The organism is Fictibacillus sp. 5RED26, from assembly GCF_015903895.1.
In the GTDB taxonomy this organism is placed as follows: Bacteria; Bacillota; Bacilli; order Bacillales; family Fictibacillaceae; genus Fictibacillus; species Fictibacillus phosphorivorans.
On sequence record NZ_JACZDU010000001.1, the window covers coordinates 237,788 to 261,343 of the forward strand.

General features: G+C 38.7%; 25 protein-coding genes. 18 read left to right on the forward strand and 7 right to left on the reverse strand.

The genetic code is table 11. The features are described 5' to 3' along the window. The first annotated feature begins 31 nt into the window (after positions 1 to 31). The 8 genes from IHV10_RS01260 to IHV10_RS01295 all read left to right on the forward strand — a co-directional run bounded on the left by IHV10_RS01260 (position 32) and on the right by IHV10_RS01295 (position 5,729). The gene (locus IHV10_RS01260; protein ID WP_197126962.1) at positions 32 to 256 is read left to right on the forward strand and encodes a hypothetical protein; all 225 of its coding nucleotides are present in this window, start codon (positions 32 to 34) and stop codon (positions 254 to 256) included. 76 nt (positions 257 to 332) lie between these two features. Next, positions 333 to 548 (forward strand): hypothetical protein, encoded by a 216-nt coding sequence (locus IHV10_RS01265; RefSeq protein WP_197126963.1) that lies wholly within the window; start codon positions 333 to 335, stop codon positions 546 to 548. 342 nt (positions 549 to 890) lie between these two features. Continuing rightward, positions 891 to 2,132, forward strand: coding sequence for an MFS transporter (locus tag IHV10_RS01270; protein WP_197126964.1), 1,242 nt, complete (start codon positions 891 to 893; stop codon positions 2,130 to 2,132). A 176-nt stretch (positions 2,133 to 2,308) separates the two neighbouring features. After that, on the forward strand, positions 2,309 to 2,866 hold the full coding sequence (locus IHV10_RS01275) for a DJ-1/PfpI family protein (protein ID WP_197126965.1): 558 nt from the start codon (positions 2,309 to 2,311) through the stop codon (positions 2,864 to 2,866). A 213-nt stretch (positions 2,867 to 3,079) separates the two neighbouring features. Then, positions 3,080 to 3,724, forward strand: a complete 645-nt coding sequence (locus IHV10_RS01280) for an FMN-dependent NADH-azoreductase (RefSeq protein WP_197126966.1) — start codon at positions 3,080 to 3,082, stop codon at positions 3,722 to 3,724. Between the two features lie 119 nt (positions 3,725 to 3,843). After that, complete coding sequence (locus IHV10_RS01285) at positions 3,844 to 4,452, forward strand: nitroreductase family protein (RefSeq protein WP_197126967.1); 609 nt, start codon at positions 3,844 to 3,846, stop codon at positions 4,450 to 4,452. 136 nt (positions 4,453 to 4,588) lie between these two features. Then, on the forward strand, positions 4,589 to 4,789 hold the full coding sequence (ytzI, locus tag IHV10_RS01290) for a YtzI protein (RefSeq protein ID WP_197126968.1): 201 nt from the start codon (positions 4,589 to 4,591) through the stop codon (positions 4,787 to 4,789). Positions 4,790 to 4,805: 16 nt separating this feature from the next. Next, positions 4,806 to 5,729, forward strand: a complete 924-nt coding sequence (locus IHV10_RS01295) for a DNA-3-methyladenine glycosylase family protein (protein WP_197126969.1) — start codon at positions 4,806 to 4,808, stop codon at positions 5,727 to 5,729. A gap of 43 nt (positions 5,730 to 5,772) precedes the next feature. Here the strand turns inward: IHV10_RS01295 and IHV10_RS01300 are convergent, their stop codons facing one another. From IHV10_RS01300 to IHV10_RS01330, 7 genes are all read right to left on the reverse strand, one after another. Then, a complete protein-coding gene (locus IHV10_RS01300) occupies positions 5,773 to 6,702 on the reverse strand; it encodes an ATP-grasp domain-containing protein (protein ID WP_197126970.1) in 930 nt (309 codons plus the stop codon). Positions 6,703 to 6,791: 89 nt separating this feature from the next. Beyond that, positions 6,792 to 7,994: a DUF4129 domain-containing protein gene (locus IHV10_RS01305; RefSeq protein WP_197126971.1), complete on the reverse strand. Its 1,203-nt coding sequence runs from the start codon at positions 7,992 to 7,994 to the stop codon at positions 6,792 to 6,794. Beyond that, positions 7,988 to 9,205: a DUF58 domain-containing protein gene (locus tag IHV10_RS01310; RefSeq protein WP_197126972.1), complete on the reverse strand. Its 1,218-nt coding sequence runs from the start codon at positions 9,203 to 9,205 to the stop codon at positions 7,988 to 7,990. Before IHV10_RS01310 ends, IHV10_RS01305 begins: the two co-directional genes overlap by 7 nt. Before the next feature lies 1 nt (position 9,206). After that, positions 9,207 to 10,154: an AAA family ATPase gene (locus IHV10_RS01315; RefSeq protein ID WP_231618096.1), complete on the reverse strand. Its 948-nt coding sequence runs from the start codon at positions 10,152 to 10,154 to the stop codon at positions 9,207 to 9,209. Positions 10,155 to 10,318: 164 nt separating this feature from the next. After that, complete coding sequence (locus IHV10_RS23050) at positions 10,319 to 10,906, reverse strand: 3D domain-containing protein (RefSeq protein WP_197126973.1); 588 nt, start codon at positions 10,904 to 10,906, stop codon at positions 10,319 to 10,321. A 224-nt stretch (positions 10,907 to 11,130) separates the two neighbouring features. Continuing rightward, complete coding sequence (locus tag IHV10_RS01325) at positions 11,131 to 11,289, reverse strand: aspartyl-phosphate phosphatase Spo0E family protein (RefSeq protein WP_137790428.1); 159 nt, start codon at positions 11,287 to 11,289, stop codon at positions 11,131 to 11,133. 220 nt (positions 11,290 to 11,509) lie between these two features. Next, positions 11,510 to 11,674, reverse strand: coding sequence for an aspartyl-phosphate phosphatase Spo0E family protein (locus IHV10_RS01330; protein ID WP_197126974.1), 165 nt, complete (start codon positions 11,672 to 11,674; stop codon positions 11,510 to 11,512). Between the two features lie 314 nt (positions 11,675 to 11,988). Between IHV10_RS01330 and IHV10_RS01335 the strand changes: the two genes are divergently transcribed. From IHV10_RS01335 to IHV10_RS01380, 10 genes are all read left to right on the forward strand, one after another. Further along, the gene (locus IHV10_RS01335) at positions 11,989 to 13,305 is read left to right on the forward strand and encodes a hypothetical protein (RefSeq protein WP_197126975.1); all 1,317 of its coding nucleotides are present in this window, start codon (positions 11,989 to 11,991) and stop codon (positions 13,303 to 13,305) included. Continuing rightward, positions 13,302 to 16,094 carry a DEAD/DEAH box helicase gene (locus tag IHV10_RS01340; protein WP_197126976.1) on the forward strand — a complete coding sequence of 931 codons (2,793 nt, stop codon included), beginning with the start codon at positions 13,302 to 13,304 and terminating at the stop codon, positions 16,092 to 16,094. Before IHV10_RS01335 ends, IHV10_RS01340 begins: the two co-directional genes overlap by 4 nt. A 187-nt stretch (positions 16,095 to 16,281) precedes the next feature. After that, positions 16,282 to 17,187, forward strand: a complete 906-nt coding sequence (locus IHV10_RS01345) for a hypothetical protein (protein ID WP_197126977.1) — start codon at positions 16,282 to 16,284, stop codon at positions 17,185 to 17,187. An 18-nt stretch (positions 17,188 to 17,205) separates the two neighbouring features. Then, the gene (locus tag IHV10_RS01350; protein ID WP_197126978.1) at positions 17,206 to 17,976 is read left to right on the forward strand and encodes an SDR family NAD(P)-dependent oxidoreductase; all 771 of its coding nucleotides are present in this window, start codon (positions 17,206 to 17,208) and stop codon (positions 17,974 to 17,976) included. 131 nt (positions 17,977 to 18,107) lie between these two features. Then, positions 18,108 to 18,386: an HU family DNA-binding protein gene (locus tag IHV10_RS01355; protein WP_066236049.1), complete on the forward strand. Its 279-nt coding sequence runs from the start codon at positions 18,108 to 18,110 to the stop codon at positions 18,384 to 18,386. Positions 18,387 to 18,553: 167 nt separating this feature from the next. After that, positions 18,554 to 20,401, forward strand: a complete 1,848-nt coding sequence (locus IHV10_RS01360) for a PAS domain-containing sensor histidine kinase (RefSeq protein ID WP_197126979.1) — start codon at positions 18,554 to 18,556, stop codon at positions 20,399 to 20,401. Positions 20,402 to 20,454: 53 nt separating this feature from the next. After that, entirely contained in the window at positions 20,455 to 20,703 is a 249-nt protein-coding gene (locus IHV10_RS01365; RefSeq protein ID WP_197126980.1) for a hypothetical protein, read from the forward strand. Positions 20,704 to 20,779: 76 nt separating this feature from the next. Beyond that, positions 20,780 to 21,223: a helix-turn-helix transcriptional regulator gene (locus tag IHV10_RS01370; protein WP_197126981.1), complete on the forward strand. Its 444-nt coding sequence runs from the start codon at positions 20,780 to 20,782 to the stop codon at positions 21,221 to 21,223. A gap of 155 nt (positions 21,224 to 21,378) precedes the next feature. Continuing rightward, positions 21,379 to 21,819: a chemotaxis protein CheW gene (locus tag IHV10_RS01375; RefSeq protein ID WP_197126982.1), complete on the forward strand. Its 441-nt coding sequence runs from the start codon at positions 21,379 to 21,381 to the stop codon at positions 21,817 to 21,819. Positions 21,820 to 21,829: 10 nt separating this feature from the next. After that, positions 21,830 to 23,518 carry a methyl-accepting chemotaxis protein gene (locus IHV10_RS01380; RefSeq protein ID WP_197126983.1) on the forward strand — a complete coding sequence of 563 codons (1,689 nt, stop codon included), beginning with the start codon at positions 21,830 to 21,832 and terminating at the stop codon, positions 23,516 to 23,518. The last annotated feature ends 38 nt before the right edge of the window (positions 23,519 to 23,556 follow it).

The window sequence follows — 23,556 nt, forward strand, 5'->3', positions numbered from 1 at the left end:
TATTTAACCTCTTTGAAAGGGAGTGTTATGGATGTATGTAGGCAATACCATAAAAGTAGACCGTTATAATGGTGAGTATTTTATGATCAGCCAAAACTGGCTGATGGAAGTGGTCTGGAACAAATATAACATGCCATTGCACGAGTTTTTATTAGCGTATGACAAGTCAGACAGTGACTACATCATGTCACTCGCAGAACGGCAAAGGATTCAATATCAAATTGAACATGATGAAGACTACCTGTACATTGGGTAGTTTTTTTATTTTACGTATGTCAAAAGCCCCTCTTCCTACATACACTGTGTTTAGGATTCAGGGGGAGGGCACATATATGGCTAAAAAAAATGCAAAGAAGACAATAAAAAATAAATATGACAGTCAGGTTAACAAATACCAGCACACACAAAAGATGGTTACAAGTGAGACATGTATCGCCTGTAAGACTCAATGCGTAAGAGGATTAGCTTACATGGAAAGAATGTCACAGCCAGGTGCTATAGGCAAAGGAGTACCCTGCCATCTGACAAAAGGAAGAGGACATAAATAAGGGTAATTGTGTTCGCTGGCCTATTTAGGGGCCAGCTTTTTTTTGAAGGGTTTTTATAGGTAGAGAAGTGAAGAGAGGGTTTTGTGGGAATTTCTTGTGTACGACAATAACGGATTTCTGTTATTTAGGGATTTATGATCGATACCGAGGGTTTATGATCGATGTTGGGAATTTATGATCTATACGAAGGAATATGTGATTCATTCCCGAAAATTTCACCCAGCCCACAAACCATATATCAACAACCTCATCTACGACTCAAACACCGCCAAAGACGGAATCATCTGTCGTGTGGTACACTTTGTTTGGCTTATATTACCATAAGAAGGATGATACATATTTATGATCAAAGCAAATCGCTATTTTCATTTTTTATGGAGTGGACAGGCGCTCGGAAATTTAGGAGACATTCTATACATTATTTGTCTAATTACACTTGTATATAATGAAACGGGATCTGTCCTGCACATGGCTTTAATTCCATTTGCGAAGACGATGTCCTTGCTCGTCTCAGGTTTTATTGCCCCTTTATTTATTGAAACGTACAAACGAACAAGTTTGCTGATCAATACGCTGCTCCTTAAGACAGGGTTATTATTCTGTTTATGTTTATTGAGTTTATATGGCATACATACTGGTATAACTTATGCTCTTTTATATGTTTTAATCGTCGTTGTTTCTCTACTCGAAGGAATAGGAAATCCTGCAAGAAGATCAATGATACCTGATCTCGTAGAAAGTTCTGAGCTTGTAAAAGCAAACAGTTTTATTAGTATTGCCAACCAGACCTCTATGCTTTTATCCTGGCCACTAGGCAGTGTGCTTTTAGTGATATGGGGTGAACAAAACATGCTCTGGGTCACTTTTCTTTTATTTGTAGCAGCGACTTTACTTACAACACAAATAAAGGTTAACGAAAAAGAGAACGTTCAATCACAAGAATCCAAGTGGCACACGATGAAAGAAGGTTGGCAACTGATTTTTCAATCTAAAAAGCTTACCACATTAACGGTTATGGATGTGCTTGAAAACTTCGGTCATGGGGTGTGGATTGCCGCGATCCTTTATGTTTATGTTGAAACGGCGATCGGAAAAGGAGAAGCATGGTGGGGTTACATTAATGCATCTTTTTTTGCAGGGATGATGGTAGCGGGTCTCGTAGTATATCGTTTTTCTAAGAAGATGGAATCGCATCTAGGTTTTGTTATTATGACTTCTACAGTTTGTTTGATGTTACTAAACGTCTGGTTCGGTTTGACTTCATCAGCTTGGGTTGCCTTAATCGTTTCATTCGTTTTTGGGTTTCCGCAGATGGCGCGTGATGTTTCTCAAAACACTCTGATCCAAGAATCCTATAGAGATAAACAGCTTGCAAAAGTTTACGCATCTCATGGAACACTTGTTTATGGGACATTTGGAATAGCGACTTTAATACTCGGTTGGTTTGCAGAAGAATTTGGGATTCGTGAGACATATATTCTCGTGAGCTTTCTGTTTTTTCTTTCCTTTTTGATAGCATTCCTAAATCGTAAATTCCTACATTCATACCAGAAAAAAGACACTTTAGAACATGAGGTTATATAGATAACCTATCAATTCTATCTAATAAGTTGGGAAAACTGCTTGTATTTTACTAAAAAGAAAGCACATGTTCTCCTTCAATTTTCCCAATACAAAGCAAGTCGGCATCCTGTTACAATAATTATACACCCTCTTCCCAGCAAGACGGGTAGAAAAGTAACAGGAATGGGTGAATACCTTTGAAAAAGAAAGTACTTGTCTATTTGTATCCACAATTTAGAGAAGTTGAAGTAATGACGACTTTATCTATCATAGGTAAAAAATACGAAGTGCTGCCTTTCTCGCTGTTGCCAGGAACTGTTACTAGTGAATGTGGTTTACTGATGCAACCTACGATAAAGATGAAGAATATTAGCCCTATTGATTATGAGATGCTAATCATTCCAGGAGGAAAACAAGCATTTACACAAGGGAATCCGAGACTTCTGCATCTGTTGCAAGTGTTCAACAGAGAGAATATTAAGATTGCAGCTATTGGGAACGGCGCAGTTATTCTAGGACGAGCCGGCATATTAAACGGCAGATCATATACCGTTTCTTTGCACGAAGATGAATTTGCTAAAACTAACAGCTGGTTGAATGGTACTTATCAATCCAAACAGATTGTAGAAGATAAAAATCTGTTAACAGCAAAAAGCCATGCTTATATTGATTTTGGTTTAACGATCGGGGACCGTTTGCAATGTTTTGACGGCCTTGAAGAATATAATTTTTATAAAGGCACTAGTTCCTTTTGATGGAACACTGAATTTCGCTCCCCCTTATCGCTTTCTGGCTATTAGCTAGAGAGCGTTTTTTATTGGAAAAAAATCACTAAAATAAATTATGATAATAATTAAAAGTTTAGTGCTTGACAAAAGTAAGTTATGGAATTATGATGTAAAGGAATCAACTTACTAAAGAGAAGTTAATCACTAATTACAACAGATATTAAAAGGAGAGAATCACAAATGAAAGTACTTTATATTAATTCAAATCCAAAACCAATGGATCAATCTTTCGGACTTCGATTAGGACGTCACTTCTTAAACGAACTAACTAATCAAAATGAAAGCATTGAAATCGAAACGGTAAATCTTTATGAAGAGAACATTCCTTTTATTGATGCAGATGTTCTAGATGCTTGGGGTAAATTAGCTGCTGGCTTAGAGCTTTCTCCATCACAAGTTGAAAAAACAAACCGTATGGGAGAAATTTTAGAACAATTCCTTTCTGCAGACATGTATGTATTCAACACACCGATGTGGAACTTGAGCTATCCTCCAATGCTTAAAGCATATATCGATAACGTAGTAATGGCAGGTAAGACATTTAAATATACGGAGAACGGCCCAGCTGGATTATTAGGAGGGAAGACTGCCGTACACATTCAATCTCGTGGCGGTGTGTATTCTGAAGGTCCTGCTCAAGCATTCGAGTTCACGAACGGATATCTTCAAGGTGTGATGGCATTCATCGGAATTACTGATTATCATCATGTATTTACAGAAGGTATGGCAGCAGCTCCAGATCGTGCAGAAGAAATTTTGGCTGATGCAAGAGAAAGAGCTACAGAATTAGCTAAGGAGTTAGTCGTAGCTAAACGCAATGCATAATTTTTGACTTCAACTGATAACCCACTATAATTGGTGGAATAGTAACGAGGTGTCAACGAAATGTGGCACCTCTTTTTTGTAGAGAATTCTAGAGAAATGTGGGATAAGGAGTGGAAAAAATGAACGAAACATTTAAAGTTATGGAAGAACGCTCTTCTGTTCGTCTGTATCAAAAAGATAAAGAAATCCCGAACGAAACACTTCATCAGATCCTTGAGATGGCAGGAAAAGCACCATCAGCATGGAACCTTCAGCACTGGCGTTTTATTGTGATAACGTCTCAAGAACAAAAAGAGAAACTTTTTCCGATTGCTTATAATCAAAAGCATGTGCTAGATGCGTCTGCAGTTGTAGTCGTCTTAGGAGATACAGAAGCAGATAAAGTGGCTGCGGAAGTATTCGAAAAAGCTCCAGAAGAAGCAAGAAATATTTTATTGAAAAATATCAACTCTGCCTATTCACAAGGTCGTGCAGTTGGTGAGAGAGAAGCACTAAAGAACGCATCACTCGGTGCGATGCAGCTCATGCTTGCCGCTAAAGCAGTTGGAGTTGATTCATGTCCGATGACAGGGTTCGATCATGCTGCAATAGTGCCAGCACTCGGAATTCCAGAACGATTCATTCCTGTGATGATGATTACATTAGGATATGCTGACGGCCCAGCAAAACCTACAGAGCGCTTTGATATCGATCGCATTGTCATGCATGATAAATTTGAAGAAAAATAAATATTTCATTCTAAGCAGTTGTGCCTAATATCGGCATAGCTGCTTTTTTTCATAGCACTATCACTATAGTGCCAAGTTTGCTTAATGGGAAAATGTGCTATCATACAAGTAAAATCAGTTTTAATAAGGAGTTAGTATGAGCACATTAAGCATCTCGATATTAATTACCCTCGTTATTATCATATTTGTTGTTATTATTTTCGCAGCAGCTATAACAAAAGGGTATTCTTATAAGCATACAATCGATCAGTTAGATGACAATCCATATCTGAAAAATGAAACAAAAGAAAAAGAAACAAAAGAAAAAGAAACAAAAGAAGGTAAGGAGCGTTCATAAGAAGGGATGTAAGAGGATGAAGTTTGTAATTGAACCTAAACCACCTTTTGACTTTCAAAAGATGATGCAGCGCCTCACAGTTACAGGAAAAACGCATGTCTTAAAACTCAATGAACAATTTACAGAATACGAAAAAATAATCAGAATCCAAGATGTTTCTTGTTATGTAAAAGTAGTATCCAGCGGTACTGTTACAAGCCCTGTTCTGAGTTGTAAGGCTATACCTTTAAATGGTTTAGTATCTGAGGATGCAGTTAAGAAAAAAATTCAACAGCTGTTCTCAACTGAAGTCGATCTGTCGCCTCTTTATAACCACTTTTGTGAAAACGAGAAATTGGATGGAGTACTACAACGTTTTAAAGGATTAAAACTCCTTACAGACACTGATCTATTTGAATCCATTGTAAAGATTATTATCGGTCAACAAGTAAATTTAACTTTTGCTGGAACCTTGACCGAACGACTTATTGAACACGCTGGTGAAAAAGTGGAGGTAGAAGGAAGTACATTTCAAGTCTTTCCAGCTCCAAATCTCGTTGCAACGCTTAAGTATGAGGACCTTCGTAAGCTTCAATTCAGTCAGAGAAAAGCAGAGTATATTATCGATCTGGCAAAGCTGATCTCAGACGGAACTATTGATTTTGAAAGCTTATGGAATATGTCAGATGAAGAAGTGATGAAAGCGCTGTTGCCGATTAGAGGGATAGGGAAATGGACGATCGAATGTCTTTTAATCTTTGGTATGGGGAGAACCGATGTACTGCCCGCTGCAGATATTGGATTAAGAAATGCCATCCGTCAAGTTTGGAAGTTAGCTGAGCAACCCTCAGAGGAAGAGGTAAGGGTGCTTGCGCAGGATTGGACACCATGGCGTACATATATCACGTATTATCTATGGGAGAGTTTAAACCAGACTCCTACAGTTGTGGATCATACTTAATAAAAAGTGAGGGGCATTCTTAGATGCCCCTCACCTTTTTCATTTATAATTCTTTACCTAAAAATTCCGCGATCGCCTTCATGCCATATATATTTGCCTCTGCTTCAGCATCTCGGTTGTAGTTTGTATTCGTGTTTACATCATACGCATATACGTTTCCACTCTTGTCTGTAATGATCTCAATGCCGGCAAACGTAATCCCGTTTGCGTCTAAGAACGCTTCATAACTTTCTTGATTTGGTAGAACAAAGTCTTTAAGAATCTTAAACTTTGGTGTTGGATTCTCTGGCTGGTCTGTTATTGGACAGAATTGATCACCAATCTGGCAAGCGTCAGCCGGACAAAGTTCGAATCCATCAGAAGTATCTACTTGAACGGCATATAAAAATTTGCCGCCTATAAATTCGCAGCGCACAATATAAGGTTCTGGTGCTTCGATATAATCTTGCAAAAGAGTGATTCCGTCGATGGATTTATCAAAATTTTCCGACTGTACATAAGACTCTAGTGCATTCTGGGTTTGGAACAATTGAACCCCAAGCCCTTTACCCGCACGGTTGTGTTTTGTAATGAAAGGGCCGTTAAATTTCGTTGCAGCATGTATCAGTTCATCTTTTCCGTAAGCTGCAATCGTTCGTGGAACAGGTATATGAAATGCTTTTAATGCGCTGTATTGTTTCACTTTACTGATCTCGAGCTGAAGGGCTCTTGAGTCGTTAAATACTTTACGACCATAGCTCTCAAGCCAGGATAGTACCGCTGATGTATATTCAGGCGAATATCTGTGTCCTCTCGTATGAGAGGAGGCACTCATTCTGTTATAGAAAATACCTTGTGGGGGAGCTTCTGTCAGATCTATGTGTCCTTTTTTCATATGCCAATCTTCATAAGGTAGACCGAGCTCTTCAAAACGTTGGAATAACGGAGCAGTCCATTCGCTATTCTCATGAATCACATATATTTTTTTTGTCATAATATCCTCCTTGTATGCTAGAAATCCGACTATTTATATAATATTAGTCTATATTAAATGAGGTGGTATGAACAGAAAAAGAAGCCGTCTTATTTCGGCTTCTTCAAGTGATCCGACTTTTCGAATTTTTTCAATGCACTTACATACTGATTGTACTCAGTATCAGAAATGCTCTCTTCACCGTAACGTACTTTTTCGTATGCAGCTAGAACAGAATCTGCATCTTTTCCGGAAAGTTCAAGTCTTTGAAACCAGTTCACAGCAGATTCACCAGGTTGCCTTCCGAATCCTTTCTTGTCCAATACTTTTTCAAAGTGCAAAAATCTTTTTCTTGTTCTATCTTTCGACTGAAGCCATCTTTTTTTACCGATCATCTGGCTGTTAGCATATGTACTATCAAGAACTGAAATGTTTCCGTTTACCAATAAGCTGGACTGGTTGTTGAACACATTCCTCTTTTTCCAAAGAAAGAAAAGAACCATAATGATAAGAATCGCGATTGTCGTGTATAAAAGTATGGGAGATTCTGCTAGTGTTTCAGGACGCTGTTCTAAGACATCTGTCTGATTACCTGTATTCACCTTTCCCTTTTCCTCCATTTTAAACAATTGTTTAAGCATTTGGATTAACGGAGGAAGAAGGGAGATTACCTTCCAGAGTGGAACCGCTAAAATATAATACAAAATAAAGAACACACCGTCTAATGCCCAATAAAGTAATTGTTTTAAAGGTCCTAATATAGCGAGAATCACTCCGCTTAACCCAACTAGCGTTAAGGGAACCATAAAATCCTTCATTACAATTTGAATCGAATCATTCTTAAAATAATGCAGAGTCATTTTAATGAACAGCATAAGCATGAATTGGATCCACACGGCTCCATACATCACCGTAAAGCCATCCTTAAAAAACAGGGATAGAAGTAATGTTAACACGGCGCTAATCGCAAAGATCAATTCAAGATCTGTTTTAAAGGAATCATTCCAATTTTCTGCGCTTCTCCACATCAGGACGAATGAGATCAATATGGATAGTATGAGGGAAGAAGTCATGAACCAGAACAATAGTGTTGATACAATAACAAAACAAAATAGTGTGATTTTGAATAAGTTTGGTTTGTAGAGATACAACGCCCCGCTTATCGCTACAATCAGGATCAGATTTGCAGTGAACCATCCGAACTCAAGCCAAGTTGCTCCTCCTGAAAAGATGGTCAGCATTATGAAAACAAGCATGGCGTCAAAGCTTAAGTTCATACCGTAAAGAGTAAATTGCTGACTTTTCTTTAACATGATGCGACCTCCGATGAAAAGTATGGCATCAGAATGGCATGTTCTTCGTTGTGTTCGACATAAAAGGTTCTCCCACCTGATCTAGACCATTTCTTAATCAAGATCTGAGAATTCGAATCTGTAGGAATATGACCTAAAAAAATGACAAACGGACTCGAACCAACAAAATTACGATCCATCTTATTCCACATGATCTGAGGTTTGACGATGACATTGGAACGATCAATTCTCGCCAAACCTTCAAGTATACTGCTTAAGTGAACCGCTCCGCTCCCGGTTGGTACATGATACATTCCGATCGGGCCAGGAACTTTAAAGTTAATGTATACTTCAAAAGGTATTCCTTTTTCCGCCGCAAACTGACACATGTATGCCAAATGGCTGATCTCGCTCTCCATATCCTCAGAAGATTTCATCTCTTTATGATCAGGGAGTATCGTATAAACAAATGTCCAGTGATACACCACTGTTTTTTCAAAGACCTTCGTTTGAAGAGAGCCTGACCGTGCTGTAGCTTTCCAATGTATTTTATGAAAAGCATCTCCAGGAGCGTATTCTCGGTTCCCTGCAGGCAGAGAAACGTTTTCAAACAAAGCGAAAGGTCTTACAGATTCACCACTGCCTTGAGAAAATAGATGCTCAATTCGATGAACAGGAAGCGGTCTAGGATAAACAACAATTTCAGTTGGGAAGATCCCCATAAAAGCCAATGCTTGACCACTCAATGAAAGAGGATCTTGTACCTGCAGTGTAAGATTGGAAATTCTTGTTGTTCCTCTTTTTGTAGCAGTAAAGGGTATTGTTTGTGTAAAAACAGTTTTGCGATAGAGTGCAAAATGACGTTTAACTTCAATTCTTCCTTTTGCAGTGTTGTTCGATTCAACATCTCCTGTGACAGATATAGGTGCTCGGTGTGTGAAGATGAGTTCGCCACGATAAGAAGGCCATCTTCCCTTATGAAGAAGTTTTACATAGAACTGATCCGTATCACCAGGAAACAAACGATGAACTTGTTTTGAAGTATCTAGTACAATCTCATTTATTGCGGACTTAGATTGCAGCAATAGCGTTCCATATAAAAAAATGATGGCCAGCCCTAATAAAAATAGAAATGAGATATTACGATAAAAGCCAATCAAAAGTATTATGGGGCTGAAAACAACTAAGACCCGAAAGATGGATTTAATCCATACCTCGCTGCGCCATTGCATATTATCTACCCGCCTCAGACTCTACAGGGACTATAGTTGCTTCAAGAATCTCTTTTAACACTTGGTCTTTCGTCTTTCTCATCGTTCCTTCCATCGTTAATACTAAACGATGAGTTAATACATACGGTGCGACGAATTGAACATCGTCTGGAGTAACGAATGTTCTTCCCTGAACATAAGCAGCGCCTTGAGCGGCTCTCATGAAAGCAAGGGTGCCACGAGGAGAAACACCGTTCTCAATAAACTCATGACTGCGAGTAGCGTGAACAATGGACAGTAAATAATTTTCGACACTATCACTAACATGAATGTGCTTCACTTCTTCTTGCATGACTAATATATCTTCTAAAGAGAAGACTGGTTCTAAAGAGTCTTGAGGATTTTTTTTACGATACATGTGAAGCATTTCTTTCTCTTGATCATAATTTGGAAAGCCAGATGGCAATTTCATAAAAAAACGATCAAGCTGTGCCTCAGGAAGCGGGAATGTTCCGTGAGATTCAATAGGATTCTGTGTGGCAAGAACTAAGAAAGGAGACGGAAGGGGAAGGGTTTCACCATCAATCGTAACCTGTCTTTCTTCCATCACTTCTAATAGACTGGATTGAGCTCGTGGCGTCGCACGGTTAATTTCATCGGCTAATAAGATGTTAGTCATAACCGGACCGGGACGCAGCTCAAACTCTTGATGCTTCGGATGAAAGAACTGTATGCCCGTAATATCAGCTGGAAGGATATCGGGTGTGAACTGAATCCTTTTAAATTCTCCCCCTATCAACCGAGCGAGGCTTTTTGCAAGTACTGTTTTTCCTGTTCCAGGAACATCTTCTAATAATAAATGACCTCTATTGACTATCGAAATCATCGTTAATTCAACAAGTTCTTCTTTCCCTGTTAATACTTCTGCTATTGCATTTTTTATAATTGTCATCTGATCCTTCATGTTCATTTATGTACATCCTCTCAAAAATGTTAATTTAACCTTATCATTATTATAATATTTAGAAAATAAAAAAATGTAATATTTTTGAAATTTATGTAAACATAAAAAAACTCACAGCTTTAAAATAAACTGTGAGCGAAGGAGAAATGAGGTACATTTACCTCATCTCATTAATTTAAAATTGTAATATTTATGCTTTTTCTTCCCCAATTAATGGCATCAGAATAGTTTTTCATAAATACATCGATTTCTTTACCATTGATTCCACCACCGGTATCATCAGCTACAGCATATCCATAGCCAGGAACATAAACAACAGATCCGATAGGAATAACATTTGGATCAACAGCGATTACTTTTGCATAAGGAATTTCTTTTAGATTTGTACCATTGAAAGTTGTACCGCTGCAGCCTTCACAACTTGCCGTATAAGCAGTCGAAGCAACAGTCATACTCTTTTTTGTAACGTTATTTTGAATGCTGTTAAACGTTTGAGGTCCAGCAATACCGTCTACGGATAAGCTTTTAGCTCGTTGATAATCTGTTACGGCTTGTTTAGTAACGGGACCATAATAGCCTGTTGTTACAGCGAAATCATAGAATCCTAGCGCTTTTAATTTTCCTTGAAGTTCATATACGTCATTGTCCCAAGTACCCGGTCGGAGAGTGTGATCCCCCATTGCTGCAAATCCACTAACGGGAGCAGAAACGAGCAATCCGAATGCTAGAGCCCCTGTAATTACCCATTTTTTTATCATGATAACTCCTCCTAATATGTATAATTGGTTAAATACGCCTCGGTTGCCAATTATACTAATCGAATGTAACAAACTCATTAGGAGAAGATAACAAAGAGATTACATTACTATTTTCATATAATAATAGGTAATTATGGAATTTAATAGATAATGATTATGTAGGTTCGTTTAAGTTGATAATCATTCTCTCTCAAACGACAAATTTCCCAGGAAATAGACAAAAATTACGAGTTGTCGCTAGGTTCGCTAATAAAATCATCTAAGCGATTCAATAACTGATCTAATTCCTGACTGCAGATCACTGTTTCTTTAGCGGTTAAACCATATGTTTTGCCCAGACATAACAATACTTCACGTTTTTCCTCAATTAATTGCAATAACATGTTCTATTCACAACTTTCATGAGAGATTTTATCTTCACTTAATATGCAATAAATTTACAAAAAGAAAAAGGGTTTCGGCTAAAATAGTGATAATGTTACAAAAAACTACAATATTGAAGGGAAGGAATGTCGAATTAAGTTCGAGAGGGAAAGTAGTGTTTTAGTTGAAAAAGTAGAAGGTTACGTTGAAATAAAAAAACGACCTAACAAACAGCCGTTTTTATACTTTCTGTTCAAATTTAGAGTACTGGTTCAATAGTTGATCGAGCTGTTGGCTGATCGTGACCAATTTGGGGTGTGTTAATTCATAGTTTAGTTGGTTTGAAATTCGATATAATTCTTCTCTTAATAAACGGATTCGTTCTTGAATATTTTTTTCTATCATAAGTGGTTCTTCCTTTCCAGTTGTAAAGAAGAAGGAGTCTCTATTGCGATCGACAAGCATATCATTAAAGGTAGACCTAACTTCATAGAATTCTGTACTCTTTTCTCTAAAATTTTGTCTTGTGTTGATTGTTTCTAAAAGCCGATATCAGACACTTCTATTCATGTTATCGGTAAAAATTGGAATTGTTTTAGGCGTTAAATGTGTATCTTTGGTCAATTTCAACGGTTTCCTTTAAAATAGATATGATATACATGAATGAGTATAGATGTATTTTGCTATAATTGGTAATAAAAAGAAAGGGGGGAGACGGAATGAAACCAACTGAAGAGCATAAAGATAAGGGCGAAACTCAAGTTCATTATGAAACGCCTGAGCAAAAAGTTCAAAACACACATTCTGTTCAACTATGGCGAGAGTATTTTTCAGAACGGTTTGAAACTTTCGAGAGACGTAAACTGCAAACCGTCTCCTTTCGAGATCTCGTTGATGGAAAAGATACGAGTTATACGTTTGTTCATATCTATCGCGATTATTATCCTGCGCTCTTAAATGCAGGGCAGTTCTTTGACGAAGATATAGCATTATTATACAAATATCACGTACAGATCGAAACGCTGATTCGATTGTTTTCGTTTGAAGGTCAATATGGTGTAGCTACATATATGCAGTCCAATTTTGATGCGACTGTTGAGAAACTAAGTGATCAAATGTATATAACTTTAAAACAGATCGACAGCCAAAAGTTACTAAATGAGAATAAAAAGCTTTTGGAAGAGAGCTTAAGAAACTTTCAGAGTCTTTATGAGATCCCTCCTAAGTGGGGACATCTTCTCTTTTATCTATTTCAGATCAGCTGGTCGTTACTCTATATTGAGCAGGCTTGGGTTACTAAATATGAAAAACAGCTTTTAGAAGAAAAAGAGAGTGGCAAAACATCTCAAATGCTTGAACTAGCTCTTGTTCATTTTGCTTTTGCTAGTGGAAATGAACAACTAGCTTTTAAACGGTTAACACAGTGTGAGAAGAAAGTAGATATGGTTCATTATCTTGTTTGGATGAAATTATTGGTAGACAAACAAGAATGGGATCGACTCTTGTTGTGGCTGCTTGATCTAAAGCCATATTTCCTAGAAGGTGTTGGTACGTACTATTACCATTCTGAATCTCGTGAGTTTTTTCATGAATACTTAAGCTATTTTTGGAAGTACGCTCAACACACAGGTGACGAGGATCAGTATGAAGAGATGCTGATTGAATTCTTACCTATCACGTTCTATGAATACGGGGAGTATTTGATGGTGATCGGTGAGCATGAAAGATGGGTAGAACTGCAAGTGATCATGGGCTATTCACCAGAGTTGATTCAAAGAAAGGATTTAAAAGAGGTGGTGTCCTTTCAAAAAGAATCCGCACTGCCGATCTATCACCAAGCGATTGACAGGCTGATTAATGAGAGGACAAGAAAATCTTATCAGTCCGCTATTAAACATTTAAAAACACTTCGATCCTTATATTTTGATCTTGGTGAAGAAGAACGTTTTTCACAGTATATCAATCGTATTGCTACTGTTTATGGACGGCTTAGAGCCTTTCAGGAAGAGCTAAGGAAAGGAAAGTTTATTTCATGATCGATACAAGCAATCTTTTGCTACACGCGAAATGGCTTCATGGCAACATGGTTTTATGGGCCACTAAACATTCGAAAAGAGTGCATGTAAACGACTGGAAACCTCTTTTATTTACATGGCATAAGCCTTCATTTTATGGGACGATGCTAGAAGTTGATGATGACCAGAATGTTTATTTAGATGCGGGGGAAGCTTTTGATCTTTTTAATCGATATCCCGAATTCTTTCTAACGAAAAACAATTGGGAAGATGATTCTTGGACTTTTGTAAAAGAGGCTAACGATGTCTTCCGTTTGATGCAGAAAGAAAAGGTTACTCCTGACTATGAAGCATGGAAGACAGGATCATGGGCATGGAGAACGGATGGAGAGAGAATTGAATCCGCCTGGGTGAACGAAGCTCTCTCAACATTGCCACATGACGGCAACACATACATGCCTTCAAATTTTAATAGAGAACGCATGAAGGGTATACCTCGACAGATCATATCCGCCTTGAATCATTTAAGTGAAGAGGAATGGCTGATTAAGATCGGCTGGAGAAAAGATCCAAAGCCCTTTGATATCATATTTGAACTGTCTGAACCTGCAAATGATGGTGAAGCTATTGAAGATGTATGGAAGCTAGATGTCATTCTTCAAGAAAAAGAAGATGGGATAGCTGTGCCGTATCTCGGAAAAAGTACCCTTCTTCCAGAGGAATGGAAACCTTTCAAAGAGATGTTAGAGTCTGATATAGAGCTCGTGACAAAATTAATCTCTTGGTTAAAACCAAATGCGAGAAAAGAAATCCGAAATGAAATAACAGAAAAAGAAGCTTGGGATTTTTTAACACTCAAAAGCGATCTGTTAAGACAGATTGGACTTACCGTTGTTCTTCCAGCATGGTGGCAAACCGTTCAAGAACTTCAACCAAAAGTAAAGGCAAAGATCAAAACAAAATCGCAGCAATCTGGTGGAGCACCTTCGTTCTTGGGATTAAATGCGATTATGCAGTTCGATTGGCGAATGTCAACGGGCGATGAAGAGCTTACGGAAGAAGAATTTCGTAAGCTGGTTGATGGAAGCAGGAGGCTCGTGCGAAGAAACGGCCAATGGTACAGAGTAGATCCTGAGTGGATGAAACAAGTGCGTCATCTTATAAAGAATGTGGATCGTACAGGAATTCAGTTGAAGGACGTACTAGAACAACATCTTCTAAATATGGAGACCAACCCTGCTGAAGATGGTCTTCTAGGAATAGAGTCTGACGGACCGATGCTCGACATTGAGTGGGATGAACCGTTAAACGCATGGATGGATCAGCTGACAGAGATCAAAACACTGCCGATTGAGCCTAAAGCAGAAAACTTAATCGGAACATTAAGAGATTATCAGAAGACAGGAAGTTCTTGGATGTATTTTCTCCGGGAATTCGGCCTTGGTGGTTGTTTAGCTGATGATATGGGGTTGGGTAAAACAGTCCAGACCATTGACTACTTCTTAAAGGTGAAAGAAAAAGAAAAACATGAAGGTACATTTTTACTTGTATGCCCTACCTCTGTAATCGGCAACTGGCAAAAAGAGCTTCAAAATTTTTCACCTACTTTATCCGTAGGTCTTCATTACGGGGGGAACCGTAAGAAGGGGGATCATTTTGCTGAGTGGCACAAAAAATTTGATGTTGTTATTACTTCTTACACGACTTGCCAGCTTGATTTTAGTGAGATGGGTGAAACATATTGGGAAGCAATCGTGCTTGATGAGGCACAGAACATTAAGAACAGCTATACAAAACAGTCAAGAAGTATTCGCAGACTTAACGGACGCCACAAGATCGCGTTAACGGGAACACCTGTAGAAAACAGACTTCTTGAACTGTGGGCTATTTTCGATTTTTTGAACCCAGGATATTTAGGGAGCGAACCATCGTTTCAGAAAAAGTTTGTAGTGCCAGTGGAGAAAGATAATGATACGTTGCGTTTACAGCAATTAAAACAGCTTGTTCAACCATTCCTGCTACGTCGTACGAAAATGGATCCTGCTGTTCAGCTCAACCTGCCTGAGAAACAAGAGATCAAAGAATATTGTCCGTTATCAAAAGAACAAGCTTCTCTATACGAAAGACTTGTTCAAGATACATTTGAGCAGTTGGAAAAGGTAACAGGGATGCAAAGGCGTGGACTATTACTCGCGATGTTAGGAAAACTGAAACAGATTTGCGATCATCCAGCTCTCTATACAAAGAATGACAAGCTAGGCAAACTTGAAGATCAATCTGTAAAATTCGCTAAGACGATTGAATTGATCGATGCTATTCTTGAAAAGGATGAGAAGTGTCTGATCTTTACTCAATTTATTTTTATGGGTGAACTGATAAAGAAGTATGTGGAGAAAAAATTCGGACGAACAGTACTCTTTCTGCATGGCAGTCTAAGCAAGCAAAAACGCGACCAAATGATAGAAAGCTTTCAAGATGGAGAGCATCCTATTTTTATCTTATCTCTAAAAGCTGGTGGAACAGGACTCAACTTGACCGAAGCAAATCACGTTATTCATTATGATAGATGGTGGAATCCAGCTGTTGAGAATCAAGCAACAGATCGTGCTCATCGTATCGGACAGAAAAAATTCGTGACGGTGCATAAGATGATTACGCTTGGCACATTAGAAGAGAAGATTGACATGATGCTTGAGAGTAAGAAAGAACTCTCAGAAAAAGTGATTCAGAGTGAGAATTGGATTACAGAATTATCAACTGACGAATTAAAAGATCTATTTACGCTGAGAAAAGAGTGGGTAGAATCGTAAGTAAAGCACAGCCGAATAGCTGTGCTTTTTTTAGTGGGCTGTACATGATGATTGAGTTGTTCAATGTTACGAAACAGCTTATGAGCAAGTTGTATTTTGTTGTTTTCGATTTCTATTGGATAGCAGCGTCTTTTTCACAAATTTTTTGATAAACTTATATTATTATCCAAAAATTAGGGGGAGAACGATGCGAATGGAGTCGTTACTAGCTTGGGGCATCTCAGCCATTTTTCTTGTATTATTGATACTCATTTATACGAAGAAGGCAGACCGCGAAGAATCAAAGATCGGGTGGAAACTGATTGGTTACTTTTTATTAGGTACGTTTACGTTTCGTATTGAATCTTGGGTACTACCAGTGGGACTGGCGATCTTCCTGCTCTTTTTTCTTCCTAAAATCATCGTAAATAAAGATGCTAAAAAGTGGGCTGCTTCTCTAGGCGTGTTATCTTTTGCATCAAGCTTAATTATGAACTACTCGGTAGCTGCTTATTATGAAGAAGTGTTCCGAGTTAATGCTTTAACAAATGCATACGAAATGAAATTAAATAAAGAGTATGAGAAGGTAAAGAAAGCGCTGCATGCAGAAGGAGAGCTTGCTATCAATAACCTGTCGCTCATTTTTAATAAGAAAGGAAAGATTCAGCAGTTTAACTATGAAGCTTCTTATTATAGAGACGGTCGAGATATGAATGCATGGGTCACTTTACACGATGGCAAATATCAAATTAGTACTCAAATTCAGGATGCAGAACTCCAGATGGTAAATCGTCAAAACTATATCTCTTCACCTCACATTTACTTTAAAGCGCTCGATCTGCATGGATTAAAACAGATGGTTCCAAAAGGTGATTCCTATTATTTGAGCTTCACAAACTTTGAACAAGTACAGTTTGATAGTGTGGACAGCTCTTTGTGGAACATAGAGAATTCAGGTATTAAAAAAATTACTGATCTAGTTGTACGTGAGGACGATTCTGAAATGGAAGACGATATGGATATACCTACCTACCAAATTAGCATTCATACGATGAATACTTATGAGACAAACCAAGAACGTTACTTCATCATTTCCCCCGAACTTTTTAACTAAATAGAGGAGGTCGTAAACGTGTATTTACCGTCATTTTCACTTAAAGGCAAAACAGCACTCGTAACTGGTGCTGGAAGAGGAATCGGACAGGCGATAGCGATTGGATATGCAGAAGCCGGAGCGGATGTCGTGATTGTATCTAGAACCCAATCTGATCTGGAAAAGACAGCACAGTTGATTGAACGTGCTGGAACGAAAGCGTATCTTTTTGAAGCTGATGTTACGAATAAGGAACAAGTTATTGGAATTTTTGAAACGCTAGACGCAAAGGGGATCAGCGTAAATATTCTTGTCAACAATGCCGGAATGAATATCCGCTCAAAAGCTTTAGATGTCTCTGATGAAGAATGGGATATCATCATGCATACGAACCTTCGATCAGCTTTTTGGTTCTCGCAACAAGCTGGGGAACGGATGAAACAAGCCGGCGGGGGTAAGGTAATTACTATTTCTTCTGTTGCAGGACATGTCGCTCTTCGTACAGGTGTAGTCTATGCCTCTACAAAAGCTGCGATCATACAGATGACAAAGAACTTAGCTCTTGAGTGGGGACAGTACGGAATTAATGTGAACAGCATCGGTCCTTGGTATTTTAAGACACCATTAACAGAGAAACTACTAGCCGACGAAAAATATTTACAAGACATACTCGCTGTTACTCCACAAAAGAGAGTAGGAGAACTACCGGACCTTGTGGGACCAGCAGTATTTTTAGCGAGTGAAGCAGCTGATTACGTGAACGGCCAAACACTATTTGTTGATGGTGGTATGACCATTCAAGGGTTCTAATTCGAAAACGAATTATTAAACTATATAAATATTTTTCGGAATTTTGTATCTTTCTGTATGAAACCTATCTTTTTCGTTAATAATGTTGCTACACAAGCAGTTCATTTAATGTTTGAAAGGAGCAACTCATAATGAAAAAGATGGATTTAGTAGATGCAGTTCGAAATGCAACGAGTATGAACAAAAAGGAATCAGCGCTTGCCGTTGATGCAGTGCTAGATGCGATTACAGATGCTTTGAAAAACGGAGAAAGCGTACAGCTTATTGGTTTCGGAACATTTGAAACAAGAAACCGTAACGCAAGAAAAGGTCGCAATCCTCTTACTGGTGAAGAGATCATGATTCAAGCAAGCAATGTGCCAGCTTTCAAGCCCGGTAAATCGCTAAAAGAAGCGGTAAAAGCCGTTTAATCGTCAGCATATACAAGAGACGCTTTCCACAAGGGAAGCGTCTTTTTGTCATATTTAGGCGAAAAATAAACGAATTTGACGTGCGAAACTCTAAAAAAAATAAAGGAAAATTGACCCTTTTATTTAATTTATAGACGTTAAGAAAGTTTTAGTAAAAAAGGGTGGATATGATGAAAGTATTGAGCCAGGACGAATTACCTGCAGTTGCCACTTTAAAAGAAATGATTGATGTCCTGCCTGAATTTGTTTGTTTAAGATATCCGGATGGAACTTGGGCAGAAGCGAACCGGTTTGCTCTTAATATTTATGGAATCAACCACGATGAATATAAAGGAAAAAGTCTTGAGGAACTAGATACAAGACTTTCATATGAAGCAATTGAAAGATGTAGCCTTTCTGATAAGAGAGCTTGGGAAACAAGAAAGCCAATAAAAACAGCTGAAAAGATTCTCATGAAGAGCGGTCGTAAAGTAATGCTAGAGCTCATTAAGCAACCGACATTTACGAGTGATGGTAAACCTCAAGTATTAGTCATTACAGGGCGTGATATAACTCCTCATAAGCAGAAGGAAGAAGAGTTGAGTGTGGCTCTAGATTTATTAGAATCGGTTTTAAAAGGAACGACAGATGCCATTCTCATCATCAATACGAGACAAGAAGTTATTAAGGTAAATGATGCATTCAATCAGATGTTCGGTTGGGCCGAAGAAGATTTCTCAGAGGATAATGACGACTATCCCGTTATTACACCTGAACATCTACAAGGTGAATCAAAGGAGATCATTGATCTCTTAAAACAGGGGCAATCGGTTCCGCTTCATGAAACACAGCGTATACACAAAGACGGAACCGTTTTTGATGTATCTGCATCTTTTTCAAATATATGTGACATGGACGGAAAAATTATGGGGTTCGTAATCGTATATCGTGATATTACTTCACAGAAAAAGGTAGAGCGTGCTCTACGGGAAAGTGAGGCGAAATATCGTTTGATCGCAGAACATTCTACAGATCTGATTACTGTGATTGATCCATCCGGTATTATTCAATATGTATCTCCTTCACATTTACCGGTTCTTGGCTATGAAGATGGTGAGATTAAAGGTGCTATCCTTGAAATGGTTCATCCAGAAGATATACAGAGCCTATCTGATCAATTCATGAGAGCTCTTGTAAAAAAAGAACCGTTTCAAACAGAGTTCAGGTTGCTTCATAAGAATGGTGATTGGATCTTATTAGAGGCACGTGGTGTACCGGTTATGACAAAAGACGGACATGTTGAGAGTCTAGTAACCTTTGCTAGAGACGTTACGAAAGCAAAACAGACAGAAGAACTTATGTTGAAATCGGAGAAGTTGTCTGTTTTGGGTGAGCTTGCTGCAGGAGTGGCGCATGAGATTCGGAACCCGCTAACTTCATTAAAAGGATTTACGAAACTATTATCGGATGCAGACGATGTGATTCGATTAGAATATCTTAGAATAATGGAGTCAGAGCTGAATCGAATCAACGATATTGTCGGGGAACTCATGCTTGTTGCTAAACCTCAGGCAGTGAGCTTTGAGCATACGAACATTCAAGAACTGATCTATAGTGTTGTAAGATTGTTAGAAACGCAAGCGATCATGAAAAACATACAAATCTGGGTAAATATCTCGGATAACATTCCACTTGTATATGGTGTGGAAAATCAACTTAAACAGCTTTTCATCAATCTATTAAAGAATGCGATTGAAAGTATGGATAAAGACGGAGAGATTCATATTAAGATCGGAACTCGCAACGATTCTGTTCTTCTCGAGCTAAAAGATCAGGGTTGTGGTATTCCAGCGGAACGTTTGAAAACCCTTGGAGAACCGTTTTATACAACAAAGGAAAAGGGTACGGGGTTAGGCTTGATGGTTTGCTTTAAGATTATTGAAGAGCACGGTGGAGCGATACAATTTTCTTCCGTTGAAAACGAGGGAACGAAGGTGGAGATCGAACTTCCGACTGCACCGTCTTCATCAAAATAAGGTTTAATGTATGTGAAATCCGACCACACTGTTTCTAAGGGAGTGTGGGAAAGATGAATAAATATCGTATCTTTTTTGTGTATCGCGTGAAAGATTTAAATTATATTCATGTGCATGGGATGAACATGGAAAATAAGAAATTGTTCACGGTTCTGATCTCATCTCCAAACGATGAGATGAACCTTGTCAATCATCACAGTGAGCTTCCAAATGAATTGCTGTCATTATTGGAGGCGGAGAGTACCCGGATTAATTCTGGACTCTATGATCTAGCTCATTGGGAACCATATACGTATAGCTGATGCTCCTTTCAATTTTGTTGAAAGGAGTTTTTTTGTGTAAAATGTTCCTAAAAGGATAAAAGGAGAATTTCTTATTATGACGCAAGACGAAATTGTTGACTTGTTAACAGGCAAGATCAAGCTTGTACGGACGGAACTTGGATATACACAAGACAAGATGGCCGATATATTAGGTATTTCAAAGAAAACGTTAGTGCAGATCGAAAAAGAAAGAATCAAAGCGAGCTGGACTGTAATCGTTGCTATGTGTGCACTTTTTCGTAATTCTGACATTCTTAACAATGCCCTTGGTGGAAATCCGCTCGATGTTATGGAACTAGTCGTTCATGAGTATGTAGCGGTACCGAAAGAAAAAACTTGGGGTGGACATGTGTGGTGGAAAGAAATAGAGTCACATAAAGGCTACCGGCTTCAGCAGAATGTAATCAGTCAGCATTTCCGAATTCTTGATCAAAATGATTATCGCGTTTTTAGTTCGTTTGAAGAAGAAGAAGCTAAAAAGAGGTTAAAAGAAATATGATCGACCAATTGTGGAAACACCTTGACCGTTGTGTCTAGGTGTTTTTTTAATTATGCATCTGTATAACTAAAACAATTGAATTTCGTAACCGATAAAAGAGTGAGAACTCATGACTATTGTTTAATGAAGAAATACCTAGAAAAGGAGCAAGTGAGATGTCGCTTAGCACTCAAACGTTAAAAATTGTTGTAATTACAGCGGGTGTTGAACAATATGGGCTGCCGATCGAACATGTGGCTTCGATTGAGCGCGTTCTAGAGATCACACCCATGCCAGAGACGCCTTCAGACGTATTAGGAATCATACATCTAAGAGGGAACGTTATTCCGATCATTGATTTTGGACAGCTGATCGGCAAAGGAAAAACTGAAATTACAGATCAGACTAGAATTGTTATTTTACAGAATGAAGAAAGCTTCTTAGGACTTCTAACTGAAGCCGCTACTGATGTAATTGATATTGAAGCGGATTCCATACAATCACCAGGAAGTTTTCGTTCAAAAGAGGACTCGTTAATAAAAGGTGTCTCTAAGCAGGATGATCATTTAATCATTGTGCTAAATTGTCCGGTTATTTTTAGAAACAGAAATGTATAAGAGGTGACGTATGAAACTAACGTTGAGAAAAAAGCTAGTAGGATCTTTTTTAACGATTGCCGTTCTTTTTGCCGCAACTTGCGGTGTTTTCTTTTACTTTCTAAAAGATATGCAACATACATACAGTGAACTATTAGACAGAAGAACGGTAATCTATAACAATGCTAAAGAGATTGAGCTTCAAGCGACCGTGCAAAACAATAGTGTCCGCGAGTACTTGCTTGAGCAGTCGACCGAAAGCAAACAAAAGTTGACCGACGCAAATCAAAGGATTAATGCACTCGTGAATGAAACGATGAAACTGGTTCAAGTTAAGGCGGATAAAGACAGACTTGAGAAGATTTATTATTTGAACAATGATTACAAAACTGAATCAGACCGGGTACTGCAAAATTCAATGAGTAACATGGAAGCTGCAAATGAATATGCGAAAAGCACTCTTTTTCCACTAGGAAGAGATATGAGAGCTGTTACAGAAGAGATGGGGAAAAGACAAGCAAACTTAATGGCTGAAGGCAGGGTAGTCGTTGCTGACGAAGAGAAATTCGTTGTCTATTTAATCACAATTTTAGGAATCGTTATTGTTGTGGCTGCACTTGCAATCGGTTACACGATCTCGCTCATGATCTCTAGACCGGTAGTGAGAATGTCCAACATGCTTAATGACATCGCAGACGGTGATCTGACGATGGATCCGATCTCTGTAAAAAATAAAGATGAAATTGGTATGCTCGCAGATGGCATCAACCATATGGGTACAAACCTTGCCACCTTAATCAGGCAAGTAAGAGCCACAGCAGAACAGGTGGCAGCATCTTCTGAAGAATTAACGGCTTCAGCTGAGCAAACGAGTATGGCAACAGAACAGATCGCGACAACGATAGGTGAGGTGGCAGGCGGATCTCAAGAACAAGTACGAACGGTTGATGATATTGTTGAAGCCATGAACCAGCTTTCTGCGGGCATTCAACAGATCGCAGTTAGTATGCAGAACATGTCTGAAGCATCAGCTCGTTCTATGCAAGTAGCAGAGGGTGGCAATGATACGATTCAAAAAACGATCGGCCAGATGGATGCGATTCATACTTCTATGGATAGCACTTCTCAGGTTGTGAAAGATCTTGGTGAGCAGTCACAAGAAATTACGAATATTGTTGATGTGATCACGGATATTGCCGGTCAGACAAACTTGCTAGCACTGAATGCAGCAATCGAGGCAGCACGTGCAGGTGAACAAGGGAAAGGTTTTGCTGTAGTTGCTGATGAAGTACGAAAGTTAGCAGAGCAATCTTCAGCATCTGCATCTCAGATCGGTCAACTGATCACTAGCATTCAGGAACTAACTGAAAAAGCCGTTGCCGCTATGAAGAACGGTGCGATAGAAGTGAATGACGGTAGAGAACTCGTCTATCAATCGGGAGAAGCCTTTAAAAGTTTGTACGAAACAGTTGCAGAGGTTTCTGGCCAAGTGAGCGATATCTCAGCCGCTACAGAGCAGATGACAGCAAGTACTGAACATGTTGTCGGCTCGATCGATGTGATCTCGTCGATGGCAGAAACAGCAGCTTCGTCCACGCAAGAAGTTTCTGCTTCTGCAGAAGAACAGCTAGCTAGTATGGAGGAGATCTCATCTTCATCGAACGCGCTTTCACAGCTAGCAGAAGAGATGAATGAAGCAATTAATAAATTTAAAGTGTAGAATCGAAAAGAAATGAATGAAAGCCGCCAGTATTTTGA

Coding starts and splice junctions, on each gene's coding strand:
- IHV10_RS01315 (WP_231618096.1), bottom strand. CDS start 10,154: ATGAACATGAAGGATCAGATGACAATTATAAAAAATGCAATAGCAGAA.
- IHV10_RS01330 (WP_197126974.1), bottom strand. CDS start 11,674: ATGATAGAAAAAAATATTCAAGAACGAATCCGTTTATTAAGAGAAGAA.
- IHV10_RS01310 (WP_197126972.1), bottom strand. CDS start 9,205: ATGCAATGGCGCAGCGAGGTATGGATTAAATCCATCTTTCGGGTCTTA.
- IHV10_RS01380 (WP_197126983.1), top strand. CDS start 21,830: ATGAAACTAACGTTGAGAAAAAAGCTAGTAGGATCTTTTTTAACGATT.
- IHV10_RS01260 (WP_197126962.1), top strand. CDS start 32: ATGTATGTAGGCAATACCATAAAAGTAGACCGTTATAATGGTGAGTAT.
- IHV10_RS01300 (WP_197126970.1), bottom strand. CDS start 6,702: ATGACAAAAAAAATATATGTGATTCATGAGAATAGCGAATGGACTGCT.
- IHV10_RS01375 (WP_197126982.1), top strand. CDS start 21,379: ATGTCGCTTAGCACTCAAACGTTAAAAATTGTTGTAATTACAGCGGGT.
- IHV10_RS01265 (WP_197126963.1), top strand. CDS start 333: ATGGCTAAAAAAAATGCAAAGAAGACAATAAAAAATAAATATGACAGT.
- IHV10_RS01305 (WP_197126971.1), bottom strand. CDS start 7,994: ATGTTAAAGAAAAGTCAGCAATTTACTCTTTACGGTATGAACTTAAGC.
- IHV10_RS01370 (WP_197126981.1), top strand. CDS start 20,780: ATGACGCAAGACGAAATTGTTGACTTGTTAACAGGCAAGATCAAGCTT.
- IHV10_RS01270 (WP_197126964.1), top strand. CDS start 891: ATGATCAAAGCAAATCGCTATTTTCATTTTTTATGGAGTGGACAGGCG.
- IHV10_RS23050 (WP_197126973.1), bottom strand. CDS start 10,906: ATGATAAAAAAATGGGTAATTACAGGGGCTCTAGCATTCGGATTGCTC.
- IHV10_RS01335 (WP_197126975.1), top strand. CDS start 11,989: ATGAAACCAACTGAAGAGCATAAAGATAAGGGCGAAACTCAAGTTCAT.
- IHV10_RS01325 (WP_137790428.1), bottom strand. CDS start 11,289: ATGTTATTGCAATTAATTGAGGAAAAACGTGAAGTATTGTTATGTCTG.
- IHV10_RS01360 (WP_197126979.1), top strand. CDS start 18,554: ATGATGAAAGTATTGAGCCAGGACGAATTACCTGCAGTTGCCACTTTA.
- ytzI (WP_197126968.1), top strand. CDS start 4,589: ATGAGCACATTAAGCATCTCGATATTAATTACCCTCGTTATTATCATA.
- IHV10_RS01365 (WP_197126980.1), top strand. CDS start 20,455: ATGAATAAATATCGTATCTTTTTTGTGTATCGCGTGAAAGATTTAAAT.
- IHV10_RS01280 (WP_197126966.1), top strand. CDS start 3,080: ATGAAAGTACTTTATATTAATTCAAATCCAAAACCAATGGATCAATCT.
- IHV10_RS01345 (WP_197126977.1), top strand. CDS start 16,282: ATGCGAATGGAGTCGTTACTAGCTTGGGGCATCTCAGCCATTTTTCTT.
- IHV10_RS01340 (WP_197126976.1), top strand. CDS start 13,302: ATGATCGATACAAGCAATCTTTTGCTACACGCGAAATGGCTTCATGGC.
- IHV10_RS01355 (WP_066236049.1), top strand. CDS start 18,108: ATGAAAAAGATGGATTTAGTAGATGCAGTTCGAAATGCAACGAGTATG.
- IHV10_RS01285 (WP_197126967.1), top strand. CDS start 3,844: ATGAACGAAACATTTAAAGTTATGGAAGAACGCTCTTCTGTTCGTCTG.
- IHV10_RS01295 (WP_197126969.1), top strand. CDS start 4,806: ATGAAGTTTGTAATTGAACCTAAACCACCTTTTGACTTTCAAAAGATG.